At 57.4% G+C, this 11,680-nt stretch carries 12 protein-coding genes; 3 read left to right on the forward strand and 9 right to left on the reverse strand.

Annotated features, from left to right (window positions below; all coding sequences use genetic code 11):
• Nucleotides 1–59 precede the first annotated feature (59 nt).
• On the forward strand, nucleotides 60–515 hold the full coding sequence (locus AC2D8V_RS10300; RefSeq protein WP_484733437.1) for a DUF4174 domain-containing protein: 456 nt from the start codon (nucleotides 60–62) through the stop codon (nucleotides 513–515).
• A 46-nt stretch (nucleotides 516–561) separates the two neighbouring features.
• Here the strand turns inward: AC2D8V_RS10300 and AC2D8V_RS10305 are convergent, their stop codons facing one another.
• From AC2D8V_RS10305 to AC2D8V_RS10335, 7 genes are all read right to left on the reverse strand, one after another.
• Complete coding sequence (locus AC2D8V_RS10305) at nucleotides 562–2,607, reverse strand: acetyl-CoA carboxylase biotin carboxylase subunit (RefSeq protein ID WP_484733438.1); 2,046 nt, start codon at nucleotides 2,605–2,607, stop codon at nucleotides 562–564.
• 120 nt (nucleotides 2,608–2,727) lie between these two features.
• A complete protein-coding gene (locus AC2D8V_RS10310; protein WP_484733439.1) occupies nucleotides 2,728–2,934 on the reverse strand; it encodes a hypothetical protein in 207 nt (68 codons plus the stop codon).
• 313 nt (nucleotides 2,935–3,247) lie between these two features.
• Entirely contained in the window at nucleotides 3,248–3,595 is a 348-nt protein-coding gene (locus tag AC2D8V_RS10315; protein ID WP_484733440.1) for a hypothetical protein, read from the reverse strand.
• A gap of 66 nt (nucleotides 3,596–3,661) precedes the next feature.
• A complete protein-coding gene (locus AC2D8V_RS10320; protein WP_484733441.1) occupies nucleotides 3,662–3,802 on the reverse strand; it encodes a hypothetical protein in 141 nt (46 codons plus the stop codon).
• Nucleotides 3,803–4,025: 223 nt separating this feature from the next.
• Nucleotides 4,026–4,385: a DUF6497 family protein gene (locus AC2D8V_RS10325; protein ID WP_484733442.1), complete on the reverse strand. Its 360-nt coding sequence runs from the start codon at nucleotides 4,383–4,385 to the stop codon at nucleotides 4,026–4,028.
• Nucleotides 4,382–4,783, reverse strand: coding sequence for a RidA family protein (locus AC2D8V_RS10330; RefSeq protein WP_484733443.1), 402 nt, complete (start codon nucleotides 4,781–4,783; stop codon nucleotides 4,382–4,384). The genes AC2D8V_RS10325 and AC2D8V_RS10330 overlap by 4 nt, the downstream gene beginning before the upstream one ends.
• Nucleotides 4,784–4,795: 12 nt before the next feature.
• Nucleotides 4,796–6,328: an acyl-CoA carboxylase subunit beta gene (locus AC2D8V_RS10335; RefSeq protein ID WP_484733444.1), complete on the reverse strand. Its 1,533-nt coding sequence runs from the start codon at nucleotides 6,326–6,328 to the stop codon at nucleotides 4,796–4,798.
• A gap of 180 nt (nucleotides 6,329–6,508) precedes the next feature.
• On the opposite strand from AC2D8V_RS10335, the gene AC2D8V_RS10340 reads away from it, so the two are divergent.
• Both AC2D8V_RS10340 and AC2D8V_RS10345 read left to right on the forward strand, forming a co-directional pair.
• Complete coding sequence (locus AC2D8V_RS10340) at nucleotides 6,509–7,738, forward strand: multidrug effflux MFS transporter (protein WP_484733445.1); 1,230 nt, start codon at nucleotides 6,509–6,511, stop codon at nucleotides 7,736–7,738.
• Between the two features lie 114 nt (nucleotides 7,739–7,852).
• Entirely contained in the window at nucleotides 7,853–9,253 is a 1,401-nt protein-coding gene (locus AC2D8V_RS10345) for a helix-turn-helix domain-containing protein (protein WP_484733896.1), read from the forward strand.
• Here AC2D8V_RS10345 and AC2D8V_RS10350 read toward each other — a convergent pair whose 3' ends face one another.
• Together AC2D8V_RS10350 and betA are read right to left on the reverse strand one after the other, a co-directional pair.
• Complete coding sequence (locus AC2D8V_RS10350; RefSeq protein WP_484733446.1) at nucleotides 9,254–9,916, reverse strand: thermonuclease family protein; 663 nt, start codon at nucleotides 9,914–9,916, stop codon at nucleotides 9,254–9,256.
• Between the two features lie 64 nt (nucleotides 9,917–9,980).
• Complete coding sequence (gene betA / locus AC2D8V_RS10355) at nucleotides 9,981–11,639, reverse strand: choline dehydrogenase (protein WP_484733447.1); 1,659 nt, start codon at nucleotides 11,637–11,639, stop codon at nucleotides 9,981–9,983.
• Nucleotides 11,640–11,680 lie beyond the last annotated feature (41 nt).

An 11,680-nucleotide genomic window follows, 5' to 3' on the forward strand; every position in this document is an offset into this window, starting at 1 on the left:
GCATGTCCCTTATCGCATCTGCGAAATAACTGCCTATATTGAAGGCAATAGGAGATAAGATGAAGACGCTACTACCCCTTGTAATGGCTGGCCTTTTCACCACACACGCCCTTGCGGAAGATACCGATCCGGCGGTTGAACTGCCATTGTTCTTCTCTATGGACGAGGTGGATCTTGACGACTTCAAGTGGCGCCAAAGACCGGTAGTCGTGTTTGCAGAGTCAGCCCTCGACCCTGCTTTTACGGAACAGATGTCGTTGTTGCGCGCCCGCGAAGACGAGTTGCGCGCCCGGGATGTCGTCGTGATAACCGACACAGAACCCGAGCCGCTTTCAAACTTGCGGCGCAAATTACGTCCGCGGGGCTTCATGCTTGTGTTGATCGGCAAAGACGGCGGTGTGAAAATCCGGAAACCGTTTCCTTGGGACGTGCGCGAAATCACCCGAAGCATAGACAAAATGCCGATCCGCAAGCGCGAAATCCGCGAGCAGAAAGAACGCGCTGGCGCACGCTGACGCGTCCTTTTTGCCGGTTTTGTCACCTGCTGCACCGCCATCAATGCTATTCGAACTCCATGATCACATCATCGACGGCAAGGCTGTCGCCGACAGAGGCATTGACCTTTGAGACAACACCCTTGCGTTCTGCCCGCAGAATGTTCTCCATTTTCATGGCTTCGATGGTGCACAGCGCCTGACCTTCCTGCACTTCGTCACCAACAGCGACATCCAGCTTTACGACCAGGCCAGGCATCGGGCACAGCAGCATCTTTGACGTGTCCGGCGGCAGCTTTTCAGGCATTTTGCGCGCCAGTTCGGCCTGCCGTGGCGTGCGAACGTGAACTTTCAAATCAGCGCCCCGGGTCCGGATCCGGAAACCACCAGAAATTTTGCCGACTTTGAGTACAAGTGGCGCGTTTTCAACTGTCATCGTCGCCAGCTTGTCACCGGGCGTCCAATCCCCTGCGACACGCAACGTTGAACCATCATCAAAAGTGACAGACGCCCCCTCCTGATCGGCATCGATGTGCATGTCGAATGACTGCCCCTGAAGACGGGCATTCCACTCGGTCCCGACCTTACGCTCGTGGTTATCCATACGTCCGGAGACCCGTGCGCGGCGGATTTCGGCGACACGGTGCATGGCCGCGCAAGCCGCAGCGATCCGGCGCAACTCTCCATCTGGCAGCGCGACCCCGTCAAACCCGTCGGGGTATTCCTCGGCAATAAAGGCCGTGGTCATGTCGCCCGAGACAAATTTTGGATGATCCATTACCGCTGCAACAAACGGCAGGTTGTGCCCGATCCCCTCAACCTCAAAGCTGTCGAGCGCCACGCGCATCCGTTCAATTGCCGCGTCACGGGTCGGACCCCATGTGCACAGTTTCGCAATCATGGGGTCGTAGTACATGGAAATCTCGCCCCCTTCGTAAACACCAGTATCATTGCGCACCGCCGTTTCACCGCGCGACGCATCGCCGTGCCACGTATCGTTTTCGGCCATGGGCCCAGCGGCGATCTCTTCAGGTGGGCGGTACCGCGTCAAGCGGCCGATAGAGGGCAAGAATCCGCGATAAGGATCTTCGGCATAAAGACGGTTTTCGATCGCCCAGCCAGTGAGCTTTACATCATCCTGCGTGATCGACAGCTTTTCGCCATTGGCCACACGGATCATCTGCTCTACCAGATCGACACCTGTGATGAGTTCGGTCACCGGATGTTCCACCTGCAGACGGGTGTTCATCTCGAGAAAGTAAAAGTTCTTGTCTCCGTCGACGATAAACTCGACCGTACCCGCCGAGGCATAATCCACAGCCTGAGCCAACGCGACTGCCTGTTCGCCCATGGCCTTGCGCGTGGCCTCGTCTAGAAACGGGCTCGGTGCTTCTTCTACAACTTTTTGGTTCCGGCGCTGGATCGAACACTCGCGCTCACCCAGATAAATGCCGTTGCCATGCGCGTCGCATAAAACCTGAATTTCGATGTGACGTGGCTGGGTGACGAACTTTTCGATAAAGATCCGGTCATCACCAAAAGAACTCGCGGCCTCGTTTTTCGATGATTGGAAGCCTTCGCGCGCCTCTTCGTCGTTCCACGCAATCCGCATCCCCTTGCCGCCGCCACCGGCGGAGGCCTTGATCATCACCGGATACCCGATTTCCTGACTTATCTTGACCGCCTCATCCGCGTCTTCGATCAACCCCATATATCCCGGAACCGTGCTGACACCGGCATCCTGCGCGATCTTTTTCGACGTGATCTTGTCGCCCATCTTTTCGATGGCCCCCTTGGGTGGGCCGACAAAAGCCACACCCGCGGCTTCCAGCGCTTCGGCGAACTTCGCATTCTCCGACAAGAACCCGTACCCTGGGTGCACCGCCTGTGCGCCAGAGGAGGTTATCGCCTCCATGATCTTATCGATCACGATATATGACTGGTTGGCCGGAGGCGGGCCTATGTGCACAGCTTCATCCGCCATCTGCACATGCAGCGCCTGCTTGTCCGCATCGGAATAGACGGCAACTGTCGAGATGCCCATTTTGCGCGCGGTCTTGATGACCCGGCAGGCAATTTCGCCGCGGTTGGCGATCAGAATCTTGTTGAACATGGACAGTCCCTTTTTGGCAGTTCTTTGGTCTGAATTGGGGTGGCGCAAAGCGCAAAAAAGCCGTGCGGGCCCTGAGGCTGCACGGCTTTAGTCTGATTTTCGGCGCGGATGCGTCGTATGTTAGTTGCAGTTGGCGGGATAAAGCTGGCAGTAGGCAACATTGCCGGCTGCACCAATGGCAGCGCCCTTGGCCATATCATCATTGGTGATGACTGCAGCACCTGCGCCAATGGCCGCCCCGCCGACAGCTTGTTCACCAATCGTGTCGCCGCAAGCCGCAAGACCTGCAAGGGCAACGAGTGCAAGCGAAGTCTTCTTGATAAGCACGTTATGCTTCCTTTCTTTCTTTTCCTGCTCTTAAACGCCTGCCGGCTACATTCGTTCCTCCGAAGGATCACACCACAACGCGCTGGCGTTCTTGGCAAAAAGACGGGCAGTCGGGACTGCGACGTGTCCGACTGCCCGTCAGGGGAAGGGGTACGAATAGTAGTCTTGTCAGCCGTTGCGTGGGGATATTCACGCAAGCCTGTACACGCATCCATACACGCATCGGTTGAAGCGCCAAGCGTTTTCACCCGACAAGGCGCCAAATGGGCCAAGCTTTGCCATTTTGAGGCTGACACAAGCGAGAACATGCCGATCATGTCTCAAACGCCTCCGGGAAAGAAACGCGTGCAACTGCCTCGTCGATTACCAGCATTGCCTCGTAACTGGCCGGATCAAAAGGGTCTGTCGCAGGAAGTACCTCGCGCCCGAACAGCCACGACAACCGGCCTGCATCCAAATTGCCGCGCTCAAACGGCTCAGCGCCAAAATGCTCCCAGAGAGCCGCAAAAAAAGCAGCATCCGCGCGCCGGTCTGCGGGCTTGCGGTCACGGAACCGCTCACGACTGACAAGCGGGGTTACGCCACGCGGGTTGAATCTTCGCAATGTGAATTGATAGTCGGTTCCTGAAAGACGTCCAGGAAATCCCTTGTGCTTCAGCATGTTGCCCTCCGTTGTTGACGAAGAGCATGAGGCAGGGCGCGCGCGGTGCTGCGCCCCGCGTCAAGGTTACTTGTATTTACCAGTGTATACCGGTTCTGTCGAAATCGGCTCTGGCTCGACGACCACGAATTCCTCTTCTTCGTTTGCGCAGGCAGACACGAAGACTGCAAGCCCGAGCACGGCCAAAATCTTGATACTCTTGGACATCCTGTTTCTCTCCTAGCTCTCAATGTGTGTTTCGTGATCGGCAAAACGCCGTCCGAAACTTGTTGTTGCGTCCGGGCGCTTTCCGCCCAATGACGCCCTACACTAGCCGAAATAAGCCACGAAATAAATCGCCCCGCTTCAGCGCGCACAGATTGTGACGCCGAAGCCTCAATTGAAAACGCACAAGAGCGTGCGATGCCCCTAATGATACCCGCGCAGCGCATCACAGACCCTCCCACACACAGGTACCACTACTCACGCGGAATACGTCAATATACTGGGTTGCTTCAGGATCGACTTGCCCGAAGGCCACAGGCCTGTCCAAAAGAGTAATCGCAACGACCTCTGCGCGCAGCCCGTGTTCTTGCATGTAAGGCTGTGCAACGGTCGCGCAAAGGTGCGCCATATCCGCTTCGACGTCTGCAAAGCTACGCTTGCCGTCGCCTTTGCCAATCGTCGGCGCAATGAACCTGAAGCGCAGCCAGTCCTCCGAACCCACGGTGTCGATGAGCACCTCATAAAGCTCGACCGGTTGCTGAGATGGCACCAAGTGACCGACAGGGGCTGCTACCGAATTGGTCATACCGCCACCTCTCTGCGGCGTGCGATACAATCGATTTCGACCAAAGCGCCAACGGCAAGTGCGGTGACACCTACCGTGGTACGCGCGGGCAGCCGGTCTGAGCTGAAGAACGCTTTGTAAGCGTCGTTGAACGCAGCATAATCTCGTTCAAATTCCGTCAGAAAACACCTGCATTGCACCACATCTGTCAGATCAAGTCCGAGCCCCCGCAAGACAGTTTCGAGGTTGCGCATAACCTGCTGGGTCTGCGCCACCACGCCGTCAGGCAGGGGTGCATCGGGCGCACCCGCCTGGGTCGGCATCTGACCGGTGAGGATCACCCAGCCATCCGCCTCGACCGCGTGGGAAAACGGAGCGACATGTTCGGGCGCTTCTGATATATTGTGAAATTTTGTCACGATCTCAGCGCATTACAACGGGATGTTGTCATGCTTTTTCCAAGGCGTATGCGTTGATTTGTTCCGCAATGAAGCAAAGGCGCGCGCAATGCGCTTGCGCGTCGTTCGCGGCATGATCACCTCATCCACAAACCCGCGTTCAGAGGCAACAAAAGGGTTTGCAAAACGCTCTTCGTAATCCGCCTGATGCTTGGCAAGTTTTTCGGCGTTGCCCAGATCACTACGGTGAATGATCTCTGTCGCGCCCTTGGCCCCCATCACAGCAATCTCTGCCGTGGGCCAAGCGTAATTGAAATCGGCCTGCAAATGCTTTGACGACATCACCACGTAGGCCCCGCCATAGGCTTTGCGGGTGATCACTGTAACCATTGGCACGGTTGCTTCGCCATAAGCAAAGAGTAGCTTGGCACCGTGCTTGATCACGCCGCCGTATTCCTGACTTGTGCCTGGCAAAAATCCGGGGACATCGATCAGCGTGAGGATCGGTATCTCGAAGGCATCGCAGAACCGGACAAAGCGTGCGGCTTTGCGCGAGCTATCGATGTCAAGACAGCCCGCCAGTACCAGCGGCTGGTTGGCCACGACACCAACAGTGCGGCCTTCGAGCCGGATAAAGCCGGTGATGATGTTTTTCGCGAATTCCTCCTGAATTTCGTAAAAGTCACCCTCATCCGCCAACTTATGGATCAACTCCTTCATGTCATAAGGCGTATTGGGGTTCTCGGGCACCAGCGTATCCAGCGATGGCTCCAAACGGTTGGGGTCGTCAAAGAATGGTCGGACCGGCGGTTTCTCGCGGTTATTGGATGGTAGGAAATCAACCAGCCTTCTTACCTCTGCCAGCGCCTCCACGTCATTTTCAAATGCCGCATCGGCCACCGAGGATTTGCGGGTGTGCGTGCTGGCCCCGCCCAGTTCTTCAGCAGATACCTGCTCGTTGGTGACGGTCTTGACCACATCGGGCCCGGTTACGAACATGTACGAGCTGTCTTTCACCATGAAAATGAAATCCGTCATGGCAGGGGAATAGACAGCGCCGCCCGCGCAGGGCCCCATGATGACACTGATCTGCGGCACAACACCAGACGCCGTGATGTTGCGCTGGAACACTTCACCATACCCCGCCAACGAATCCACGCCTTCTTGAATGCGCGCGCCACCTGAATCGTTAATGCCGATCACGGGTGCCCCGTTTTGCACTGCCAAATCCATAATTTTGCATATTTTTTGCGCATGGGTCTCTGAAACCGAGCCACCCAAAACGGTGAAATCCTGACTGAACACATACACAAGGCGACCGTTGATCGTACCCCAACCTGTCACAACCCCATCACCTGCCGGTTTTTGGTCTTCCATGCCAAAATCGACACAGCGGTGGGTCACGAACATATCGAATTCTTCGAAGCTCCCCTCGTCTACCAGCAAGTCAATCCGCTCGCGCGCTGTCAGCTTTCCGCGCCCGTGTTGCGCATCAATTCTCTTCTGCCCACCCCCAAGACGCGCGGCGGCCCGACGATCTTCGAGCTGTTCAAGGATATCTTTCATGCTGGTCCCCTTTTGGATTTCTGCCTGTCTACCGGAACGACAGGTCAATTCGAAGTGGTTTCCAGCAAATTTGCAAAGTTTATACAAAAGCAAATATGCAAATTGCAAAGCAGCAAATCGCATGTGGTGCCGCGACGGCCTCCATGGACAACAGCATCACGTCAACATACTTGTTTGGGAATGCAACGCTCACCAGAAGTCCGGTTTCTCGATCGCACCACCCCGCCGCACATTTCAACGCTGATTTTGTTAGCTGGGATGTCGGCGATCGTGATGAACATGTTTCTGCCAAGCCTGCCCAAGATGACCGAGTATTTCCAAACGGACTACCGGATCATGCAGCTCTCGGTAGCGCTATACCTCGGCATCAGCGGCGTGTTGCAAATTTTTCTCGGGCCTCTTTCAGACAAATACGGGCGCAGGCCCGTTATTCTGGGCGGGCTTTTCGCATTCCTTGTCGCGACGCTGGGGTGCATCTATGCCCCTACCGCCGAAATATTCCTGTTCTTTCGCATGTGTCAGGCGGTGGTGGCCGTTGCCATGGTTCTGAGCCGCGCCGCCGTGCGTGATATGTACGATCAGGATGAGGCAGCCTCGATGATCGGCTATGTAACCATGGGCATGGCCGTTGTCCCGATGATAAGCCCCGCATTTGGTGGCATCCTCGACCAGCTTTTCGGATGGAAGGCAAATTTCTGGGCGCTGCTGATCCTGGGCGGGCTTACCCTGTGGCTGGCTTGGGCCGATCAGGGCGAAACGGCCGTCAAGAGCGGCAAAACACTCGGGGCACAATTCGCGGAATACCCCGAACTTCTCACCTCGCCGCGCTTTTGGGGGTATTCGCTGGCAGCCGCATTTTGCTCGGGCGCTTTCTTTGCATATCTGGGCGGCGGACCCTTCGTCGGATCAGTCGTTTTTGGCATGACACCGTTTTGGGTCGGCATTTACTTTGGCGCTCCGGCCATCGGTTACTTTTTTGGCAACATGTGCACCGGCTTGCTGGCAAAGCGCGTGGGCATCAACAAGCTGGTGCTGACCGGCGCACTGATCAATCTGTTTGGCGTGACACTGTCGCTTGGTATTTTTCTGGCCGGACTGGGCACGCCGCTCAGCTTTTTTGGCCTCATGACACTGGTGGGTCTGGGCAATGGCCTTGTGATTCCAAATGCAACCGCTGGCATGTTGTCTGTGCGTCCGCATCTGGCCGGGACAGCGTCGGGTCTCGGCGGCGCGATTATGATTGGTGGTGGCGCAGCGCTTAGCGCAATCGCGGGGGCCTCACTCGGCCCGAGCACGGGTGCGTATCCCCTGCTTTACATCATGTGCGCCACGGCTTTCGCTGCTGTGATGTCTATTGTGACAGTCTACCGCCGCGAAGCCCGGCTTGCGAAAAGGCCTGCCGCACGCTGACCCCGCCCGTTAGCGCCAGATTAACCAGGATACACCATCTTGTTCGGGAGGGTTTGCAAAGCTACGGTTATGCGAATCGAGAACTTTGCAAACTCGTCTAAAAAGGTGACCGAGGTGGCCACGCAAAAATTATACGCAGGGGCCAAATTGCGGGAACTACGCACTCGACTGGGCCACACACAGAAGGATTTTGCCGCTAAACTCGGCGTCTCTCTGCCTTACCTTAACCAGATGGAAAACAACAACAGACCAGTCTCGACCACGGTTGTTCTTTCCCTGGCGCAGGAGTTTGGTATTGACGTTACCGAGTTGAGCGAGGGCGATAGCGAGCGTCTCGTCAGCGACATGCGCGAAGCCATTGCGGATCCGATCTTTGCAGAAGCTCTGCCTCCACTTGCAGATTTACGACTTGCCGCATCCAATGCGCCCGCATTCGCCCACGCCTTCCTAGAATTGCATAGAAGCTACCGCCAAATGCAGGAAAGGCTTGCGTCATTGGACGAGGCGTTGGGAAGGGAAGACAGCCGGACGACACCAAGCCCATGGGAAGAGGTGCGCGACTTCTTTCACTATTGCGACAACTACATAGATGCAGTTGACCGGGCAGCAGAACACTTTGCACAAAAGCAGGGGGGGCACAGGAATATTCGCGTGGCAGCAGTTTCGACGCTCGGAAACAGCGACATCGCGGTCGACTTTGCCGACACGGACAGGTTACGCCATTTTGACACCGAAACACGCACGCTGAAAATTTCGCGTCGTGCACCCCCGGAAACCCAGACTTTCCAGCTTTTGTTGCAAGTCGCGCTGGTCAAGCAAAACGCCTTGCTGGATGCGACGCTGGATCTGGCGCGCTTTCATTCCGCCGAAGCACGCGCCATCGCAAAGATTGGCTTGGCAAATTATTTTGCGGGCGCAGCACTGATGCCATACGAGACCTTTCAGCAAGCTGCGATTGCCTGCCGTCACGACCTTGAAGTACTCGCAGGGCAGTTTGGTGCCTCTATCGAACAGGTGGCGCATCGCTTGTCGACCCTGCAGCGCCCAGGTGCAAAAGGCATCCCGTTCTTTTTCGTGCGCGTGGATCAGGCCGGCACGATCACGAAGCGACATTCAGCGACGCGCCTGCAATTTGCGCGCTTTGGCGGCGCGTGCCCGCTGTGGAACGTGCATCGTGCTTTTGAATTGCCGGGGCAATTCTTGCGTCAGCTGGCAGAGACACCGGATGGTGTGCGCTATATCAGCCTCGCGCGGGATGTCACGAAACCCGCCGGACGTTACGGTGCCCCGTTGCGCCGATTTGCGATCGCATTAGGGTGTGAAGTTCGTCACGCCCGCGATCTGGTCTACGCAGATGGTTTAGACCTGAGCGCGGACCACGCCTTTGAGCCTATCGGCATTTCTTGTCGCATCTGCGAGCGTACCAACTGTCACCAGCGGGCTGTGCCGCCGCTGGAGCGGCAGCTGACGGTTGACCCAGATACTCGAGACGTATTGCCCTACAAGGTGGGATAGTCACCTGCGCGCGCGACGCCATCCCGCGGCCAGCGCCTGTGCTTCGCTGCAGAACCAACGCTCTCCACGGGCTTCGCGGATGCCAGTGCGCTCGTAATCGCGTTGACCAGGCATGTGGTAGATGCGCACGCCTTTGGACGAAATGTTCCCCTTTATCGCGCAAGTACGATCCTGCGGAATGCGCCCAGCTGCCCTGTTCTGACGGAACTGCGCCGGTGACTGAATCCGCATCGCATGCAGGCCCCTGTCCTGTATCGCGGCGCGCTTTTCGGTCAGGTCGTACGCCATTGAATAGCGTCGGTAGGCAAAGGCCAACCCCTCTGAAACAAGCCTTTCGGCAAGGTCTACGTCACCCAGATAACAACGCGCAACGACACGACCATAGCGGTCTGTATCCACGCGAAGGCAGGTTACATCGCGGTACTGAACCAAGGCGCGTGTTTGTGCGCTGACCCACGCACCGCAGGCCCACACGGCACCCTGCTCGGTGCGGCAGGTCTGATCCGCCTCTGGTGCATCAATCCCAAACAGTCTCACCCGCGTATCACCGACCTGTAGGGTATCGCCATCAATTACTACGGCCGATCCGGTAATTTCAGATGCTGTAGCGGTCAGCGCAAAGCTGAATGCAAACGCCAGTGCGCAGAGAATTTTAACATACATACCAACGATATGGCAGCGGCAGGACGCCCCAGCAAGGCGATTTGTTAACTAAAGTTAACAGGCTTCAACGCTGTGCGGTCCGCCAATCTGGGTGAACCCACGGAGTATCATTCGCCCGAGGCAGCGGGTCGCGCTCTAGCAGAAGGTCCGATACTTTTTCCCCAACCATGATCGAGGGCGCATTCAGGTTTCCGTTCGTAATGCGGGGAAAGATACTACTGTCTGCCACCCGCAAGCCTTCAACTCCGATGACGCGCGCCTGCGGGTCGACGACAGCGCCGGGATCATCTGCGCGCCCCATGCGGCAGGTCCCGCAGGGGTGATAGGCGCTTTCCACATGCTCGCGGATAAAGGCGTCAAGCTCTTCATCGGATTGCAGCGCTTCGCCGGGCTGGATTTCGTGTTTAACGAAGGGTTTGAAAGCGTCTTGAGCAAAGATTTCACGGGTCAACCGGATGCAGCGGCGGAAATCCTCCCAGTCTTCGGCGTGTGACATGTAATTGAAACGGATTTCCGGAGCGACCGCCGGATCGCTGGAAGCCAGCGAAACGGATCCACGCGATTTTGAACGCATGGGGCCAACATGCGCCTGAAACCCGTGCCCTTCTGCAGCCACTTTGCCGTCGTAGCGCACGGCGATGGGCAAGAAGTGATACTGGATGTCGGGATAAGCCACACCCGCCTTCGACCGGATGAAAGCCGCGCTCTCAAACTGGTTGGACGCGCCCATGCCCCTGCCAGTTGCAAGCCACTGCGCGCCGATGGCAGCCTTGGAAAACAAGTTCCAGTGTTTGTAGAGGGTAATCGGCTGACGTGAGGCCATCTGAAGATACAATTCGAGATGATCCTGAAGGTTCTGGCCGACCCCGGCCCGATCCGCCAGCACGTCTATGCCATGCGCCGCGATATGCGCCGCCGGGCCGATCCCGGAAAGCATCAATAGCTTGGGCGAGTTTATAGAAGAGGCAGCCAGCACAACCTCTCGCCGCGCCCGGATGGACAAAATCTGGCGCCCGCGGGCCAGCTCGACCCCAACGGCGCGATTGTCCTGAAAGATGACCCGACGTGCAAGGCCGCGCACGAGACGGCAATTTCGGGTTTTGAGCGCCGGGCGCAGGTAGGCATTTGCAGCAGACCAGCGGCGGCCGTTCCAGACCGTCTGCTCCATCGGGCCAAAACCTTCCTGCTTCTCGCCATTGTAGTCGGATGTCGCCTGATAGCCCGCCTCAACGCCCGCTTCGACGAAGGCCGCAAAAAGCGGGTTGCTGCGCGGGCCGCGGCTGACATGCAACGGCCCTGTGGTTCCGCGCCAGGCAGGGTCGCCCCCGTGGCCACCATCGTGCCAGCATTCCATGCGCTTGTAATAGGGCAGAACGTCTGCATAAGACCAACCATCGGCCCCTTGTTCGGCCCAGTGGTCAAAATCAAGTGCATGCCCGCGCACGTACACCATGCCATTTATGCTGGATGAGCCGCCGATTACCTTGCCGCGGGGACACGCAAGCCTGCGACCGCCGAGATGCGGTTCGGGCTGCGAGGCGTAGCCCCAATCATAGCGGCGCATGTTCATTGGGTAAGACAGGGCCGCCGGCATCTGGATGAACGGGCCTGCATCACTGCCACCGTATTCGATCACCACGACCGACGCGCCAGCGGCGCTCAAGCGATATGCCATGGCACATCCCGCGCTGCCCGCGCCAACGATCACAAAATCCGCTTCCATCAGGCTGTTCCCGATCGCGGCAAATGCGCGTAGGCGCGCCG

Source organism: Roseobacter sp. YIN89 (assembly GCF_057219365.1).